The sequence below is a fragment of the Ruegeria sp. C11 genome (assembly GCF_056537725.1).
On sequence record NZ_JBQFSB010000002.1, the window covers coordinates 556,095 to 573,551 of the forward strand.

Consider the following 17,457-nt stretch of genomic DNA (forward strand, 5'->3'; position numbering starts at 1 on the left):
GAAGCAGACGTGAATACCCTAGGCAATACACCAACCGACGGCGACCTTGTCGCTTGGGATCGCGACCATCACCTACATCCTTGGGCTGGAACCGATGGCTTTGGGTCCGACGAGTACATGCGGGTAAATACAGCGGATGGTATCTACCTTTGGGATGCTGCCGGGAAGCGCTATATCGATGGCCCCGGCGGTATGTGGTGCACACAGATCGGATACGGGCGTCAGGAAATGGCCGATACCATTTCCCAACAGGTTATGAAGATGCCTTACGCATCGCCCTGGTCGTTTACGACTGAGCCCGCAGCCGTTTTGGCACGAATGATCGCAGAACGCACACCAGGCGATCTGAACACGGTGCACTTCACAACAGGTGGGTCAACGGCTGTTGATACCGCACTGCGAACAGCGCTTTTCATGAACAAACGGCTTGGCCGACCGGAAAAGAGAATCGTGATCGGCCGGGAAAAAGGCTACCACGGATCCACTTTTCTAGCCGCTACTGTCACTGGGAAAGAGCGTTTCGAAACAAGCTTTGAAAAAGCTCAGGATCTGGTGCGCTTCCTTCCCGACGTGAATCCTTACCACCGGCCAGAAGGGATGAGTGTTGATGCCTGGTGCGACGCCAAAGTTGCTGACCTTGAGAACCTGATTGCCGACATAGGCGCGGACCGTATTGCCGCTTTTATAGCTGAACCGATCCTGTGTTCCGGCGGTGTTATCGTTCCGCCTCCGGGTTACCACAAGCGCACGCTCGAAATTTGCCGGGCAAACGACATTCTGTACATTTCGGATGAAGTCGTAACCGGCTTTGGCAGGCTGGGCCACTGGTTCGCCTCAGAAGACGTTTTTGGCATCATCCCTGACATTATTACATGCGCAAAAGGTTTAACCTCGGGCTATCTGCCGCTAGGCGCCTGCGTAATCTCGGACGCAGTAATGAAACGAATTGCCGAAGCACCGGGCGATGATGTTTTCTATAATGGCTATACCTATTCAGGGCACCCGGTGAGTTGCGCGGCCGCAATCAAAAACATCGAAATCATGGATCGCGAGGATATTCTGGGACACGTTCAACGCGCCACACCCCATTTCCAGGAACGCCTACATCAAATCAAGGAAAAATTCCCAATAGTTGGTGATGTGCGCGGTGACGGGCTTCTTGGATGTATAGAATGCCGCCCCGGACTGAACGCCGAGAGCTACGAAGCGCATGTTAAGTTCGGGCAGAAACTGGACGATGCGTGCGAGGAGATGGGATTGCTATTGCGCCCATTTGGAAACATGGCCGTGTTTTCACCGCCCCTTATTATCACTCCCTCTCAGATAGACGAAATGTTCGACATTATGGAAGCCGGGATGGAGCGGGTCAGCAAGGATTACGGCGCATAACAATCGCCGCGCTAAGACAAGTTACCAGTCAGTTCAGGCTGGTTTCCGACCACGGATGTGATGTGGGCAGTGCTCTCCGGTTTTCAGCACCGGCTGCATGGCGTCCCAGATCTCGATTTGGTGTTCGATAAACTCCGCGCCATGCCGGGCTTCCCAGTCAGCCCGGTTTGGCCCCGTCAATTCCTCAAGTTCCGCAGCAGATACTTGAGCATACCATGGGTTACGGTTGACTAACTCCACGTCTTCAAAGCCAGCCAATTCCATAGCAGCTCGGTACTTAGTGGGCGACGCCATCTGAAACTCCAAGGCTTCCATCTTTACGTAGTGCACCATTTCAGGTGACATTTCTCCATCATGATTGGTCAGCCAGTCAGAAGCAGCGAAATGACCGCCTGGTTTGAGTACACGATAGGCTTCCGCAGCCATCGCGACTTTGTCGGGGATGTGGATGATCGAATCCTTTGAAAACACGACGTCAAAAGTACCATCTTCGAATGGCATTGGCCCCGGGGTGACCTCTAGGATCTCGACCTTTCCTTCCAGACCCGCCTGCCTAACTCGCACTCTCGCTGCGGCACAGACTGGGGCCTCTACATCGATACCCGTCACACTAGCAGCGCCGAATTCCTTTGCCATCAACACCGCGATGGCCCCAGAACCACAACCGATATCAAGGATATGCTTATCCTTCAGATCAACTCCTTCAACGACTCTGGCAACTTCTTCAGGACCTCCCGGTGAAAGAAACCCCTCTCCCCAAAGTTCCTCCAGAAAGTTGATCGCCTGTCGGTCATAAAGGATTTCGTCTGACATAGGATTCCCCGCATCTGATTGTCAGTCAATCACTGTAGTGAAGCCTTTTCTCCCTGTTCAGACAAGCTTTATTGCGAAATCGAAGGTCAGTGACATGATCTTAATTGAATGATCATTCAGTCAATAGACATTAAGCGTGTTGAGTGATATTCGGGGAAACGAACGCCAAGAAAGGATTTTCCCGCTATGGACAACACCCTACCGACGCACGTCCAAACCGTGATTATTGGAGGGGGATCCATTGGCGCGAACACGGCCTACCACCTGACTAAGCTCGGCCATACCGATGTTGCAGTTCTGGAACAGGGGCAGTTAACATCAGGAACGACTTGGCATGCCGCAGGCCTGATTGTAGCCGGCCTTCTCAAGTCGGAAGCTGAGTGCGCCATCTACACGCACGGTCGAGACCTTTATGCGAACCTTGAGAAGGAAACCGGTATATCCACAGGTTTCCGTGATGTCGGGTATCTGCAAATTGCAACCAACGAAGAACGCCTGCACGAAATGCGCAGGATTGCAGCCTTCATGCGGCGTTTTGGAATAAACAACCACGAAGTCTCAGTAAAAGAAGCGCAGGATATGTTCCCTATTGGGGACCTCTCAGACGTCGTTGGAGCATTCCTTATTCCGGAGGACGGGCGGGCCAACCCGGTGGACGTGACAATGTCTCTGACCAAGGGAGCCAAAAACAGAGGCGCGCGTTTCTTCGAAGGCGTGCGGGTCGAGGAGATTTTGACCAAAAACGGCACCGCGACAGGAGTCCGTACCGCTATTGGTCACACCATAACAGCCGAAAACGTTGTGATATGCGGTGGCATGTGGTCTCGCCAACTGGGCGCCAAACACGGTGTAAATCTACCCCTCCAGGCAGCTGAACATTACTACCTGATAACGGAAAGTATCCCGGGCCTACCTCGCGATCTGCCGGTTCTGGAAGACCCTTCAACTTACACATATTACCGTGAAGAAGTCGGGGGGATGATGTTGGGGCTTTTTGAACCCGGCGCTGCGGCTTGGAAGCTCGATGGTATCCCGGATGAATGGCAATTTGGAGAGATTGAGCCAGACTGGGAACGTGTTGGGCCCGATCTGGAGAAGGCCTATTCACGCGTGCCAGACACCATGAACTACGGCGTCAAAAAACTCTTCTGCGGACCAGAAAGCTTTACACCTGATCTTGCACCACTTGTTGGCCCAACGCCTGAACTGCGCAATCTTTGGGTTGCATGTGGGATGAACTCACTTGGCATCCTGAATGGCGCGGGCACAGGGATGGTATTGGCCCATTGGATGGTGGACGGCTTGCCGCCAATCGATGTCACCGGCATAAACGTCAATCGCTTCTCGCGTGAAATGGCGACACCGGCCTTTCGACGCGACAGAACACCTGAATTGCTGGGAAAGCTCTTTGGCCAGCACTACCACAATGAGAACTACAAGACGGCCAGGAACATTAAGCGTTCAGTGCTCTATGACCGTCTCAAACAGGCCGGAGCCTTTTTCGGCGAAGGAAATGGTTGGGAGCAACCTGATTGGTTTGCTCCGACGCCCGAACAAGCCAAGGTCGAAAAATACAGTTGGCATCGCCAGAATTGGTTTGAATGGCACGCTGAAGAACACAGGACAGCACGCGAGGATGTCATCGTAATGGACATGACATCAATGGCTTGCTTCAGCGTCGAAGGCCCAGATGCATGCGCCCTTCTCTCTCGCCTTTCTTGCAATGAAGTTGATGTTGACCCCGGTCGTGTCGTCTACACAGCCTGGGTAAATGAACGAGGTGGGTTTGAGGCAGACCTTACAGTTACCCGACTATCCGATCAGAAATACTGGGTCATCGTGGGTGAAAACTCGGCGGGCCATACTGAAATGCGCATGCGACGGCACATTCTGGACGATGAGTGCGTAGTTATCACAGACATCACCGCAGGACGCTGCCAGATCAACGTTCACGGTCCAAAGTCACGCGAACTATTGAGTAGAATATCCGGTGCTGATTTGTCGGACGAAGGTTTTCCCTTCATGACTGCTCGAGAAATCGACATTGGTTACGCCGTGGTTATGGCCTATCGCGTAACCTTTATCGGCGAACTCGGCTGGGAACTTCACGTACCTACCACTCAGGCAGTACAGACATACGATCTGATTATGGATGCAGGTCGTGATTTGGGCGTTCGCAATGCCGGAATGCAAACCCTTAATTCCCTGCGGCTCGAGAAGGCTTACCGTGATTTCGGAATTGATGTGGACAACACAGACAACCCGATTGAGGCCGGACTTGGCTTTGCCATCAAATTGGGCAAACCCGATGGATTCATCGGCAGGGATGCACTAGCCGCGATCAAAGCAAAAGGCACGCCCAAGAACCGAATGTTGCAGTTCCTGCTCAAAGACCCAGAGCCTCTCATGTACGGCAACGAGATGATTTATCTAAACGGCAAGGAAGTCGGATATATTCAAGTTGGAGGATATGGGCACACTCTCGGTGCTGCTGTCGGTATTGGTTTTGCAGAAATCGAAGAGCCGCTAACTGCAGACGTAATCGCAACGGGGCGATGGCAGATTGAAATCGCAGACAAGAAATACGATGCGACCGCCTCGTTAAAGTCGCTTTATGACCCCGGCATGCAAAAGATTAAGTGCTGAAGCACTACTGTTCGATACTTTTAGTTCAGACTGGAAAGTGTTTTGGGAAAAACCGCGATAGCGAAAGCATGCAAACATCCCTGAACTCCCGCCGATCAGCCACCTTGGGATACAACACCAAGCTGAGCCAGGCCCCATCAGACATCGCCTCTACAGCCCGGGCTGTTTTATCCGGGTCAAGGTCGTCGTAACCACCATCGGCGATCAATTCACCACACAATTGCAGAATTCGGTCGTATCTCTCGTTGTCATATTTATTATGTATTTTCAAATAATTAGGACGATATTTCGCTTGCCCCCAGAAGGCAAACCAGACAGCCAAGCGCTTGTGGGTGCAGATGCTTTTGTCAAAATCCGCTCCAATGATGGCAGCCAGCCTGTGCGCGGCTGTGGGTTCCGCAGCGTCGTAAGATTTCAGCCAATTCTCATAGTGTTCTTGTGCAAGGAAGCCCAGCGCAGCGTCATACAATGCTTCCTTGCTGTCGAAGTGATAATTCACAACGCCATGGGACAGATTGGCCGTTTCAGTCACGTGTTTTAGTGTCGTGTCAGAAAACCCACGCTTTGCGATCGAGTCTATGGCTGCCATAATCAACTGCAAGCGACGAACTTCAGGAGGTTCGGTGCGTCGTTTTTTTTGAAGCTCATGCGTCTCCAAATTAACTCTCCTCTCGTTCAGCCATTTGCCTGTCCAGCAAATCCGCCCTTTGTTGCCGGAACATAACTATAGCGGCGATAGCGACACAAATGGCGATCACAAGGATCATGATGGTCGCCAGCGCATTGATATCCGGCCTGAGGCCTAGTCGAATGCGCGAAAAGATCAAAATTGGCAAGGTATTTGCACCTGGTCCAGTAACAAAACTTGCTATGACCAGATCATCGAGAGACAGGGTAAACGCCAATAGCCATCCTGAAATAAGGGCTGGTGTCAGCTGCGGGATTGTGATGGCGGTCAGGACTTTGAATGGTTTTGCACCAAGATCGGCAGCCGCTTCTTCCAAAGTTTGTCCCACCCCGGTCAATCGCGCCTGAATTGTTACCGCAACATAGGCCATGGAAAAGGTAATATGCGCGATCGTAATCGTCGCAAAACCGCGCTCAGCCGGCCAACCGATCAGCTGGTTCAGGGAAATAAAGAAAACCAACAAGGACAATCCGGTTATCACCTCGGGCATGACCAAAGGCGCGACCAACATGCCACCAAACAAAGTACGCCCCTTGAACCGGCCAAATCGCACCATGGCCAGCCCTGCCAAGGTACCGAGCGCTGTCGCAAAGGTCGCGTTCACAACAGCAATCTGAAGACTGAGCGAGACAGCACTCCAGACTTCGGCAGATTGAAAAAGCTCCTTGTACCAGCGCAAAGACCATCCGCCCCAAACGGGAACGAGCTTGGAGTAGTTGAATGAGTAAATGACCAACAGGATCATCGGGATGTAAAAGAATGCCAATCCCACGGTCAGCATGATGGTCAAAAAGCGGGAGCGTTTGGCGTACATTTATTGCTCCTCAGATGCTTTGCCTTGGTAGTGCTGGAACACCATGATAGGCAGCACCAGAATAAACAGCAGAACAATCGCCACCGCCGCGGCAACAGGCCAGTCACTGTTTCTAGAGAATTCGTTGTAGAGAACCCTGCCAATCATCTGCACGTTTCCGCCCCCTAACAGATCAGGGATAACGTATTCCCCGGTTGCAGGGATGAAGACCAACAGTGAACCGGCAACGATACCCGGCATCGTCAGCGGCAACGTGATTTTGAAGAATGTGTTCGTTGGCCGGGATCCAAGGTCTGCAGCAGCTTCGTTCAGGCTGTTGTCCAACTTCTCCATATTCGCGTAGAGCGGCAAGATCATGAACGGCATATAGGTATAGACGATCCCGATATAGACGGCGAATTCCGTGTATAGCATACGGATCGGCTCGTCGATTATTCCCATCGCTATCAGAAGATTGTTGATCGTGCCCTGATCCGCAAGCAACCCCATCCACGAATAGACCCGCAACAAGAAGGACGTCCAAAACGGTAGAATTATCGCAAACAACAATAGTGGCTTTGCGACAGGCCCCGATCGCACGATTGCATAGGCGATTGGGTAACCAAACAAGAGACAGAAGAACGTGGAAGTCACTGAAATCTTAAGTGAATTGACGTAAGTGTCAAAGTATAAGCTGTCTTCCCAGATGTAGATAAAATTGTCGAACACCAGACGGATCGTTACGATCCCGCTGTCCGTCCACTCAATCAAACTGGTGAACGGGGGGCTTGCGATGGCAAGTTCAGCCAAGCTTATTTTGGCGACAATAAAGAACGGCGCCAGAAAGAAAACAAGCAGCCAAAAGAAGGGTATTACGGTAACGATCTGGCGCCATCTGTTTTGTATGCGCCGCATTACCAGACGGAGCATGGGCTGCCGTTCAACCGGAAGCGATTCAGGTATATCCTCCGTGAAATCAGTCATGAATGGAGCAACATGGCGCTGGACGGATCCCAGCTGATATTCACCTTGTCTTCCCAGGTAATTCGCTGCGTTTCGTGTGTCGGTCTCGATTGGTTGGGCATGGTGACATCGAAGATCTCCCCATTGGGAAGCCTTACCTTATAGATCGAGGTCTCACCCAAGTAACCAACGTCGTCGACTACAGCAGAGGTTTGATTGCGGCCCGCAACAGGTTCATCCGATTTCTCAAGGCGAATTTTCTCAGGCCTCAACGCAACCCAAATCTTGCTGCCAACTTTGACCGAATGACCGTGATCAATGAAAACTTCACAGAACTCGGTCTCGACTCGAACATGGTCCGCCCCATCCTCTGTTACCCTGCCCTCAAAAATATTTGCGGATCCGATAAAGTCAGCGACAAAGCGGGACTCAGGGAACTCGTAGATCTCTGTCGGCGTTCCAATCTGTTTGAAACGACCCGCGTCCATGACTGCCATTCGCGAAGACAAGGTCATCGCTTCCTCTTGATCGTGGGTCACAACAATAAAAGTGACACCGACTTTGTCCTGAATGTTAGCAAGCTCAAACTGTGTTTGCTTGCGCAGTTTTTTGTCTAGTGCAGCCAAAGGTTCATCCAAGAGTAGAAGCTTGGGACGTTTGACCAAGGCCCGTGCCAACGCAACGCGCTGGCGTTGTCCGCCAGACAACTGCTTGGGTTTTCTCTTTTTGAAATCTTCCAACTCTACGAGCTTAAGGATGTCGTGAACCCTGTCCGCTATGTCGAACTTGGGAACATGGTCTTGTTCCAACCCGAAAGCCACGTTTTTTTCAACGGTCATATGCGGGAACAACGCATAGCTTTGGAACATCATGTTGGTTGGACGTTCGTAGGCGGGCACATCGGCCATATCAACGCCGTCGATCGTAATTGTGCCTGCATTCAAATCCTCAAACCCTGCAAGCATTCTAAGCAGTGTCGACTTTCCGCATCCTGATCCTCCCAGAAGGCAGAATAACTCTCCCTTATAAATATCCAGATCGACGTTATCGACGGCAGTCACTTCACCGTATTTCTTGGTTACACCTCTGATTTGAACCAAGGGTTGCTGCTCTTTTTGCTCGAGCCAAGGTGCTGGACTGACAGTTGTGGAAACAGTCAATTTGGGCCTCGCAGTCTGCCAGTATGGTTTGGAAGATGCAGCAGCGATCCGACGGGGTTTGCTGCTGCACCTGCCACAGTGAGTGGATTAATTTCCGGCCTTGAAGTCAGTCCAGGTACGCGTCTGCAAACGCTCGACCTTGGGAGGAAGAACCGCAGTTGTGTACATCTTGGCAACCTGATCTGATGTTGGAAAGGCAGCCGGGCTGGAGGTGACAGCCTCATCAATCATTGGCTTGGCCGTCAGGTTGGCGGTCGCGTACCAGGTAAAGTTACTATCATTGGCCCCAACCTCGGGTCGCATCATGTAGTTCAAGAAAAGATGAGCGTCTTCTTTGTTGGCGGCGTCTTCAGGGATCAGCCAACCATCTATCCACAGTTGCGCTGTGCGATCACCTTCGGGCAAGAAGAAGTCTAACACGACACCAGTATCGGCCTCAGCTGCGCCGGACATCGCAAGAAGACCATCCGGCCCCCAAGTGGTTGAGACACAGAACTCTTTCTGAGGCATCCTTTGATATGCGTAGTTATCGAAGGTTTTGATGTACGGCCGAATTTCAGCCAGCATTGCTCCGACCTTCTCGTAGTCTTCCGCATTCGTGGAATTCGGATCCAACCCCATATGCGCCAAAGCCATCGGTATAATGTCGCCCGGAGAATCCAAGAATGAAACACCACACTTGGACAATTCTTTCATGTGCATAGGATCAAACACCATATCCATCGACCCGATGGGAGCGTCGGGATAAGTCTCTTTCACCAGTTCTTCGTTATATGTGACCCCGTGAGTTCCCCACATATACGGAATGAAGTGCTGGTTGCCTGGATCCCACTCGCTAGCCAGCTGTTCCATAATGGCCGGATCAATGTGCTTTATGTTATCCAGCTTCGACATATCGAGCGGGGCAACAATACCTGCCTTAATCAGCCGAGCCGTATCACTGCCGGCATGACTAACCACGTCATATCCGCTGTTCCCTGCCAGCAGCTTGGCATCAATTGCTTCGGCAGAGTCATACGGATCATAAATTACCTTGATACCGTATTCTTTTTCGAAGTTCTCGATAGTGTCTTCAGCGATGTACTCTCCCCAATTCGTAACCTTCAACACACGCTCTTGCGCGTATACCGATCCCGAAATTGTAGTGGCCGTTACTGCTAAAACTGTAATCCCAGCAACTTTCCTGATTGAGTTCATAATTTCGCTTCCTCTCCCTGAGTGGTGGCAGCAGCAGTTTCGCTTGCTTTGTCTGATTAGTCTTTATTTCGAATGATCGCGCCCCGTGTTGCGGGCGCGATCATTTTGCACCCCATCCCTCCCCAATCATCTTGCTTTATCTGACTGGCCATTCAGAACGGTAGTCTGATGAAATCTCTACTGTCAAGCTCAGCCGATCTAATTTTGATCAAATTCTCATAAACCATTTAATTTGCGCAAAACTTATACATAAGTAGTGAAAATTGCTGGTCCAAAAAGAACCACAGGAACTGTCACACATCCTTTTCTGAATGACCATTCAGTCAGAAACTGTTGACGTGCAATAAAAATTGGGCGACACCTACAATCACTCGAAGGACGGCTGATCCAGTGGAACAACCAAGATTGTATCCTTGGATTCGCCTACCCATCTGAAACACTGACTGACCAAGTCAAAACTATGCGGATTGTTCTGATGCGTGACGAAGCCAGAAACACCGAAGTTCCCGCAAATTGGGACCGGCGCGGGCTGCCCGGGTGGAGCTATCACAGCGCTGCTCTCCTTGAACTCGAGAAAAGCGAACTTTTCAAAACTCACTGGCAAATAGCCTGTCACATTTCGGATATTCCGGAACCCGGTAGTTTCCTGTGTTTTGACATGTGCGGCGAACGCGCTCTGATCTTGAAAGCTAACAATTCAGACATCCGAGCGTTTTTAAACGTTTGTCGTCATCGCGGCTCTCGGCTCGTCTCCAAAGAGCAAGGAAAATGCACAAACGCTCTGGTCTGCCCATTTCACGGCTGGGTTTACAATCTTGATGGAACGTTGCGTGGCGCCGCTCGCCCGGAGTCCTTCCCCGATCTAGACAAGCACGAGTTTGGCCTGAAAGAAATCGAAATGGAAATCTGGCAAGGATTCGTCTTTGTCCGTTTCAAACCCGGTCCCCAGCCATCGGTAGCGGAACTACTGGCCCCGATTGAACAGGAAATCTCTGCCTACAAAATGGCTGAACATGTTCCGACGGACGGACTCTGGACTGAGGAGACCCCGGTAAACTGGAAATCGATCCGAGATGTCGACAACGAAGGGTATCACGTCCCGCTCGCGCACCCGGCCCTTCAGGATTTATATGGCTCGACCTATTCAGACGAACCTTATGTCGATGGCGTCTCACGTTCTGATGGAAAATTCACTCCGACGAAGGGCCGTAGGTGGGCAGTTCGCAACTACAAGAAATTCACCAAGCCACAGCCTCATTTGCCTGAGCACTTGCACAAAACTTGGCTCTACTACGGTATTTTCCCAAATGCAGTAATAGCCGTCACACCTGAGACAACCCTGTTTTATCAAGAATTTCCCGTCACGACAGAAAAGTCCATTCTTCGAAGCGCAACATACCGAAACCCGAACGAAGACCGCCAACAAAGAGCGGCACGGTACCTTGCCGCCAGGATTGATCGAGAAACAGTGGAAGAAGATATTCAGTTGACGATATGGTCCAACGAAGCCATGGCCTCAGAGGCTTTCGAAGGCTTCTATCTCTCTGATCTGGAGTATGGCGTGCGATCTCATCACGACCATTTGAGGAAAATACTGCCCATATATAACTCTGAAGTAACGCCCGGAGAGGATGAAGTTGCCTCGTTGAATGATGCGATGTCTGCTGAGCAGTAATCGTGACTAAAGGAATCTTCAAAACGTCGGAAGCAGAAACTCAAAGGCAGTTCCTGACAACGACTATCGGAACGCCCGGCTCTGGCGCCACAAGATATGCTGCAGCCATGTATTTTTTTAAGAACGGCAAACTTTCTTCTGAAATGCTGGAAATATACCGAAGATGCAGCAAGCTTGACGCAGAAGACCCGCTCGATCTGGCCAGATACGAGGGTGTTTCGATTCCAGAATTGGTTTGCGTTTTGAATTCAAGCACCGACGCATGACTGCTTTCGCGCAAATGACAAAATTCTTTGAAAATTCAGATCCTTGTAGGGTCTCACGAAGCCGAAAAAGCGGAAGCTCACTCCGGAAATTGTCTCTCAGGCCACTTTATTTGTTGGAGCGATATCATTGAAAGCTCATGACTTTGACGTCGTTGTCGTTGGTGCCGGAGCAGCGGGAATCGCAGCTACTCGCGCTCTCAAATCGGCAGGTCTCTCGGTTGTCTGCGTCGAGGCATCCAACCGCGTCGGAGGGCGTACACACACGGATACGGAAATCTTTGGTGTCCCGTTCGACATGGGTGCGCATTGGATGCACACCGAACATGTAAACGCTCTTAAAGCACCGGGTCTCGCACTTGGTCTCGATCTCTATGCGGCCCCGGACAACGCGACGACATATGGCTTGGATGATGATGCCGTTCTTTGGGACGAAGTCGATGAAATTCATAACGCGATAAATGAGGCGGCGCGCATCGATGCAGAAATTGAGTCAAGCACCGGAATTCCAACAGATCGGTCCCTGGCCGATATTTGGGAAAACAAGGGAACTTGGTCCTTTACGGCAGCGATGACATTTGCGTTGTCGATTGCCAGAGACTTGCCGGACACATCGCTGCGTGACATCAGTGCCTGGGAAGGCGGTGACGACTGGTTTTGCCGTGAAGGCTTTGGACATCTCATTGCATGCACTGCGCGGGGTCTGCCAATCAAACTGGGCACCCCAGTCACAGAAATAAAATCTCTCGCGGATGGCGTGCAAATAACTACGTCTACGGGCAACATCAAAGCTCGCACCGTAGTCGTAACAGCTTCCGTCGGGGTCCTAGCCGAAGACATCATTCGCTTTGATCCCCCGCTCGGATCCGACCGGCGGGCAGCGCTCGAGCTTATCACAATGGGCGACTACAATCACGCAGGCCTCCTTTTCCGACCCAACGCGTTGCCAGTGCAACCCGATACTTGGCTGACATATCACTTAGAACCCGACGCGTCGGGCGTGGCCCGTGGTGGCGGTTTTCTTTGCAACATCTCAAACACCGGTCTAACCAGCTTTGAAAGCTCTGGAAGCTTTTCCAGAGACTTACAGGACTCTGGGCCTGAAAGTGCCATAGAGCACGCGCTCGATACTCTGGTTGGTTTCTTTGGTACGGCCATCAGAAAGGACTTCATCAAGGGGCACGCGACCGCCTGGCGGGATGAACCTTATGTGCGTGGTTCTTACGCTGGAGCCAAGCCAGGAGGTCACAACAAACGCGCTGTCTTACGCCAGTCTCATGCTGAGTGGGTGCACTTCGCCGGCGAAGCGACGCATCCCAACCAACAATGCTCGGTCAGTGGAGCCCACCTAGAGGGATTAAGGGTCGCGGAAGATGTTTTGGCGCAGTTACGCTGAACACCTGGCAATCGATTTGTTCCAGCAAGTGGAATAAAATTAGAATATCGAACAAACCTTTCGAGAAAAGTCGCAAAGCTAAACTTGGCTTTTGCATATTCGGCGGCCAATTCAGATCAAGCTATCAGTCAGCCGCCCGAACTCACACTCAAGCGTCAAGTCAGCGTTACCTATCGGAAAGTGCAAAGCCTGACTTTGAATGTCGGGTTTGGGCTGAAGTGGCCCAATGCACCTGCAGCATGCAAGTTTCACTGAAATTGCGGCTGTTGGCTTGAAACCACCAATTTGATACTCGCTGCAATGAATGGCCACTGCGAGCTCTTCCTATTAATTCGTTGGTGTTCGGTGATTGCTGGGTTCACCCTCACCTACCGGTGCTCTTTTGGCACCCAGTCTTCGGCCTGGTTGTTCCAGAACCTGTTAGGATTGTCCTCGTCCATTCCCCGAATATGGAGCGTCCGTATGCACGGCTCTACGAGGATCACCGGCTCTTCGTAGGGGTGTGATGAATAGATGTTTCTTAGAACCTGCACGGTTTTGGCTTCGTCACTGCTCAGAAAGAAAGACAGCTCCACACAGGGCACTTCGACAACCTTTTTGGTTGCCGTGTTGCGCCCACTCCCCAGTGATCTGAATTGTTGAATTCCCGGCGCGGTCCGATAGGTGACGCAATCGTAGTCGCCATACTCCAGAGCGTCGTCGACCAGAACCGCGTCAATGATCTTTTGCACGTGTGTATCGGGCACCTGGACGACGATCCGCAGACCGTTTTCAGGAACGAACCTGTCATTTTTGAGTTTGGGCAATGTCATGTTTATCTCCAGCAGTTTCTGCCGAAATAGCTCGTTTTGGCGATGTTCTGAAAAATGACGGTTCGTTATCGGCCGAACCGTCAGGTGTCACCCGAGCCGTCCAGAGTCTGTCTGCTCAGGCCGAACCAGCGTTCGAGCGCATCGAAACCGTCGTCGGAAATGGTAAGGGCGCGGCTACCGGTCCTGCGCTTCAACCAGTTCGCCGTCAGTGACTTCTGCATGATCGCTGTGGCCAGCGGGCCGGAAATGTGGTGCCGACGCTCTGTCCAATCAAGGCAGAGTTTTGCCGGAGGTTTCCCCGATGAAACAGGTGGAGGCTCGATCCCGATATCATCGAGGAAATCTTGATAACGAGGGCCGGATGTCAAAGCGTCATCTCTGAGATTCAGCACGTCAAGGGCAACTAGGCGCTTCGTCATCAGGACACCGAGCTTGCCAGCTATATGATTGTAGCAACTGCGTGCGCGTTGTGTGTCTGTCGCGATCCGGCCGGGCCGAGACAAGTGGTCAGTCGGTGACAGAGTTGCCAATCCTTCCAGAACCTGAGCAACGTCAGCACTTGCCACCTGGTGATAAATATGCCGACCGCTTCGCAAAGAAGAGGTCAGACCGGCAATTTCGAGTTGCTTCAGATGGGCACTCGCCGTCTGCGGGCTAACCTCGGCCGCACAAGCCAGCTCTTTGTTGGTGAATGCGCGCCCGTCCATCAGTTCGCACAAGATGCGGGATCGGCTGGGATCGGCGAGCGCGGCCCCGATTATGTCCAGTCTCGGTTCGATTGCCATGCAAGACAGATTAAGGACAGAAAACGAATGCAGCCAGTAATAACCGTTCGATGGCGAACGAAATGAGCTATAAAACGGACACTGATCAAACGTCTGTTTTGTCCCGCTCACCTGTCTTAACTCGCTGGCGCTTCCAATGTCCAATTTGCGCCGCAACCCGACGAACGCACCCGCAAAATCCGTCTCACACAGGAATGGTAGCGTTGGGCTCAAACCCCACCATTGTGCTGTCGGCACATGCGTGTTCCAGAAACCACTGGCCAGATCTTCAGCTCCATGATTACTTGGCATCGAACAGCCAGGAGGCGCTCCATGACCAGGCGATACAGCTTTCCCGAGGGGCATTGGAATTGGCCGGTAACGCTGACGCACCACCATGCAGTGCGTGCGGGCGACATGGTCTTTACTGGCGGGCAGGTGGATTTGGATTCCCAGGGAGCCGTTCGCAATATCGGCGATCTGGATGCCCAAGTGCGTAATTCGATGACCTATATGCAGGATCTTCTGACCGACCTTGGCGTGGGTTTCACCGATCTGGTGCGGCTGGTTGTATATTACGTCGGTGACGCGGGTGATGAGGCCCGGTTGCTGAACCTTCTGGCCGACATCATCGGAGATGAGGTTAAACCGGTGGTCAATCTGATCAACCTGCCTGAACTCTGCTACCCTGACATGCTGTGCGAAATCGAAGGTGTCGCCATGCAAGCTCCTGATGGCAGCGCTCTGCCCCGCGAGAATTTCCATCTCGACGCCCAGTCGCCCCTACCTAGGGCCTTCTCGCATGTGGTGAAATGCAGCGACATGATCTTTACCGGTGACATGACCGCCCGCTCTGCCGACGGATCGGTCACCTATCCCGGCGATATCGTGGTGCAGACCCGATTGATGATGGAGCGTCTCTCCTGCGCACTTCAGGTGGCAGGTGCGGGGATGCAGGATGTGGTCAAGGTCAACACGTTCTACCTTGGCGACGGCACGGCGGAAGATTGGGAAGTTTCGGCCCGCATCCGTGCCGATTATTTCCCTGATCCCGGTCCGACGCCCACCGGCATTCCCGTACCTTCCTTTCCCCATGATGGGTTGACCACACGCATCGCCGCGACCGCCTGTGCTCCCGGAGCGCGCCGAATCCGCCATATCTGGCCTGACGGGCACTGGAATTGGACCGCCGCACTGCCCTACAAACACGGAGTCGGTTCCGGCCAACTCATCCATGTGGGCGGCCAGGTGGCACTGGATACGCAAGCTGAGGTGTTGGAGCCCGGCGACATGGTCGCCCAAACCCGTATCGCGATGGAGAATGTGGCTCGCGTTTTGGATGAGTTCGGGGCCACTCTAGATGATGTGGTCAAGGTCACCACCTTCTATCAAGGCAGTGCCTCAGCCGAAGCGCTACACGAAAACCTGCTGATCCGCTCCAATTCCTACACTGCACCCGGCCCAGCGACGACAGGCATCCCGGTGCCCAATCTGGTCTACGAAGACATGGTGATCGAGATAGAGGTAATTGCCATGCTCGAGAACAATATGGAAACGTGAATTTACATCAAAGGATACAACTCTAATCTGCGAGACGTTACACCCAGACCGCCCCGGGAAGCGCTCTGAAGCGACTTTGGCACCTCGTATGAAGATTCAGTGTTTGTGATCGGAGATTGTGGAGACTGCGAGTAGCCCGAACAGGGGGCGCCTGCTTAGCTCCATTCGTTGCATGTTGCACCGGCGAACGGCTGCCAGGTTGCTGACGACCGCTTTGGGCCCGTTCGGCCAGCTGAGGCAGGCCGCAAAGAACGACCGCTGTGAGCCCAAAGCGGCCGGTCCGAGACTGAAGATCTAATACTGCAGTATGCTTCCGGTTTGATGCGCGAACTTCCCAAGGAAATATGAATAGCGGTTGGGCATGAAACAATTCACCGAGCAGAATTGTCGCTGGCCTTTGGAAACTTGATTAGAGAGCTAAATCATAGAATATTCAAATATCAATATATCCTCTTGGGTAAGAGCGTTTAAATGGCATCCTTAGACTTCACATCTTCATTTTTTTACGAAGAGGCCGGAAACAGCTCGAACTACAAGCAGGGTTCTTTTGACTCAACAGACGGAGTTCTAACCGACAGCAACGCAAACAATGTATTCGAGTTCGGGGAGCCAATCCTTGAAAACGGAGTTACTATTGGCACATTCAATGGCACATTCACAAACGGCACTAGCACTTGGATAGTGGTAGAAACCGTTCCAAGTACTGGGCCCAATACGGGTCAATGGAAGGTTTTCACTCCTGAAGGCGTAGTGGACGTTCCGCCGGATTCAATCAAGGAAGGTGACCTTGACCGCGGCGATTACATCATACCGTGCTTCGTATCAGGAACGCTTATTCAAACCGACACGAACAAACGACCAATTGAGTTTCTAAAACCCGGTGATTTGGTTCAGACAATGGATCACGGTTTTCAACCAATTCGATGGATAGGTTCGCGAAAACTCAATGCCGTTGATCTAAGGTTGAACCCGAAACTACGGCCGATTTGCATTCGAGCAGGCGCATTGGGCAAGAACGTACCGTCAAGAGATCTGGTGGTGTCCCCACAGCATCGCATGTTAATTTGTGAATGGCGGGCAGAACTCTTTTTCGGTCAGCAATGTGTCCTTGCAGCAGCAAAGCACCTTGTGAATTGCGATACGATCTATCAGTACCCTGCGACCGAAGTAGAATATTTTCACATATTGTTTGAAGAACACGAGATCATCTTAGCCGAAGATGCGCTTTCGGAGAGTTTCCACCCTGGTGATCAGCCCCACTTGTGTGGTCCAATTTGATTGTTAGTGTATGACTGGCCTTTGGTCCATTTGAACGATGGTTTCCGGGGCCGGCGGTTT

15 protein-coding genes are annotated in these 17,457 nt (G+C 52.0%); 7 read left to right on the plus strand and 8 right to left on the minus strand.

Translation table 11 applies throughout. The annotated features are described in order from the left end of the window. Window positions 1-9 precede the first annotated feature (9 nt). Window positions 10-1,389 carry an aminotransferase gene (locus ACR0NA_RS05875; RefSeq protein ID WP_480726937.1) on the plus strand — a complete coding sequence of 460 codons (1,380 nt, stop codon included), beginning with the start codon at window positions 10-12 and terminating at the stop codon, window positions 1,387-1,389. 33 nt (window positions 1,390-1,422) lie between these two features. Here the strand turns inward: ACR0NA_RS05875 and ACR0NA_RS05880 are convergent, their stop codons facing one another. Next, entirely contained in the window at window positions 1,423-2,202 is a 780-nt protein-coding gene (locus ACR0NA_RS05880) for a class I SAM-dependent methyltransferase (protein ID WP_480726939.1), read from the minus strand. A gap of 186 nt (window positions 2,203-2,388) precedes the next feature. On the opposite strand from ACR0NA_RS05880, the gene ACR0NA_RS05885 reads away from it, so the two are divergent. Further along, window positions 2,389-4,848: a GcvT family protein gene (locus ACR0NA_RS05885; protein ID WP_480726941.1), complete on the plus strand. Its 2,460-nt coding sequence runs from the start codon at window positions 2,389-2,391 to the stop codon at window positions 4,846-4,848. A 25-nt stretch (window positions 4,849-4,873) separates the two neighbouring features. Here ACR0NA_RS05885 and ACR0NA_RS05890 read toward each other — a convergent pair whose 3' ends face one another. The 5 genes from ACR0NA_RS05890 to ACR0NA_RS05910 form a co-directional block, all read right to left on the minus strand. Then, window positions 4,874-5,506, minus strand: coding sequence for a TetR/AcrR family transcriptional regulator (locus ACR0NA_RS05890; RefSeq protein ID WP_170650619.1), 633 nt, complete (start codon window positions 5,504-5,506; stop codon window positions 4,874-4,876). A 1-nt stretch (window position 5,507) separates the two neighbouring features. Further along, window positions 5,508-6,350, minus strand: a complete 843-nt coding sequence (locus ACR0NA_RS05895; RefSeq protein ID WP_170650620.1) for an ABC transporter permease subunit — start codon at window positions 6,348-6,350, stop codon at window positions 5,508-5,510. Beyond that, on the minus strand, window positions 6,351-7,259 hold the full coding sequence (locus ACR0NA_RS05900) for an ABC transporter permease subunit (protein ID WP_480726944.1): 909 nt from the start codon (window positions 7,257-7,259) through the stop codon (window positions 6,351-6,353). Between the two features lie 50 nt (window positions 7,260-7,309). Then, window positions 7,310-8,452, minus strand: a complete 1,143-nt coding sequence (locus ACR0NA_RS05905) for an ABC transporter ATP-binding protein (RefSeq protein WP_480726946.1) — start codon at window positions 8,450-8,452, stop codon at window positions 7,310-7,312. Between the two features lie 87 nt (window positions 8,453-8,539). Beyond that, complete coding sequence (locus ACR0NA_RS05910) at window positions 8,540-9,649, minus strand: extracellular solute-binding protein (protein WP_480726948.1); 1,110 nt, start codon at window positions 9,647-9,649, stop codon at window positions 8,540-8,542. Window positions 9,650-10,109: 460 nt separating this feature from the next. Here ACR0NA_RS05910 and ACR0NA_RS05915 point away from each other — a divergent pair, with 460 nt between their 5' ends. The 3 genes from ACR0NA_RS05915 to ACR0NA_RS05925 all read left to right on the plus strand — a co-directional run bounded on the left by ACR0NA_RS05915 (window position 10,110) and on the right by ACR0NA_RS05925 (window position 12,983). Next, on the plus strand, window positions 10,110-11,324 hold the full coding sequence (locus ACR0NA_RS05915) for an aromatic ring-hydroxylating oxygenase subunit alpha (RefSeq protein ID WP_480726950.1): 1,215 nt from the start codon (window positions 10,110-10,112) through the stop codon (window positions 11,322-11,324). Window positions 11,325-11,326: 2 nt separating this feature from the next. Further along, entirely contained in the window at window positions 11,327-11,590 is a 264-nt protein-coding gene (locus ACR0NA_RS05920) for a hypothetical protein (RefSeq protein WP_480726952.1), read from the plus strand. Between the two features lie 127 nt (window positions 11,591-11,717). Next, on the plus strand, window positions 11,718-12,983 hold the full coding sequence (locus tag ACR0NA_RS05925) for a flavin monoamine oxidase family protein (RefSeq protein ID WP_480726954.1): 1,266 nt from the start codon (window positions 11,718-11,720) through the stop codon (window positions 12,981-12,983). A gap of 368 nt (window positions 12,984-13,351) precedes the next feature. Here the strand turns inward: ACR0NA_RS05925 and ACR0NA_RS05930 are convergent, their stop codons facing one another. Together ACR0NA_RS05930 and ACR0NA_RS05935 are read right to left on the minus strand one after the other, a co-directional pair. Next, complete coding sequence (locus ACR0NA_RS05930; protein WP_480726957.1) at window positions 13,352-13,795, minus strand: YqfO family protein; 444 nt, start codon at window positions 13,793-13,795, stop codon at window positions 13,352-13,354. 80 nt (window positions 13,796-13,875) lie between these two features. Continuing rightward, window positions 13,876-14,580 (minus strand): ArsR/SmtB family transcription factor, encoded by a 705-nt coding sequence (locus tag ACR0NA_RS05935; RefSeq protein ID WP_480726961.1) that lies wholly within the window; start codon window positions 14,578-14,580, stop codon window positions 13,876-13,878. Window positions 14,581-14,892: 312 nt separating this feature from the next. On the opposite strand from ACR0NA_RS05935, the gene ACR0NA_RS05940 reads away from it, so the two are divergent. Further along, on the plus strand, window positions 14,893-16,119 hold the full coding sequence (locus tag ACR0NA_RS05940; RefSeq protein WP_480726963.1) for a RidA family protein: 1,227 nt from the start codon (window positions 14,893-14,895) through the stop codon (window positions 16,117-16,119). Between the two features lie 471 nt (window positions 16,120-16,590). Next, entirely contained in the window at window positions 16,591-17,397 is an 807-nt protein-coding gene (locus ACR0NA_RS05945; protein ID WP_480726966.1) for a Hint domain-containing protein, read from the plus strand. Window positions 17,398-17,457: the final 60 nt, after the last annotated feature.

Bases quoted from the DNA above. Each gene is read 5' to 3' on its own strand.
- ACR0NA_RS05910 (WP_480726948.1), bottom strand. From the start codon at position 9,649: ATGAACTCAATCAGGAAAGTTGCTGGGATTACAGTTTTAGCAGTAACG.
- ACR0NA_RS05940 (WP_480726963.1), top strand. From the start codon at position 14,893: ATGACCAGGCGATACAGCTTTCCCGAGGGGCATTGGAATTGGCCGGTA.
- ACR0NA_RS05880 (WP_480726939.1), bottom strand. From the start codon at position 2,202: ATGTCAGACGAAATCCTTTATGACCGACAGGCGATCAACTTTCTGGAG.
- ACR0NA_RS05885 (WP_480726941.1), top strand. From the start codon at position 2,389: ATGGACAACACCCTACCGACGCACGTCCAAACCGTGATTATTGGAGGG.
- ACR0NA_RS05900 (WP_480726944.1), bottom strand. From the start codon at position 7,259: ATGCTCCGTCTGGTAATGCGGCGCATACAAAACAGATGGCGCCAGATC.
- ACR0NA_RS05895 (WP_170650620.1), bottom strand. From the start codon at position 6,350: ATGTACGCCAAACGCTCCCGCTTTTTGACCATCATGCTGACCGTGGGA.
- ACR0NA_RS05945 (WP_480726966.1), top strand. From the start codon at position 16,591: ATGGCATCCTTAGACTTCACATCTTCATTTTTTTACGAAGAGGCCGGA.
- ACR0NA_RS05930 (WP_480726957.1), bottom strand. From the start codon at position 13,795: ATGACATTGCCCAAACTCAAAAATGACAGGTTCGTTCCTGAAAACGGT.
- ACR0NA_RS05915 (WP_480726950.1), top strand. From the start codon at position 10,110: ATGCGGATTGTTCTGATGCGTGACGAAGCCAGAAACACCGAAGTTCCC.
- ACR0NA_RS05935 (WP_480726961.1), bottom strand. From the start codon at position 14,580: ATGGCAATCGAACCGAGACTGGACATAATCGGGGCCGCGCTCGCCGAT.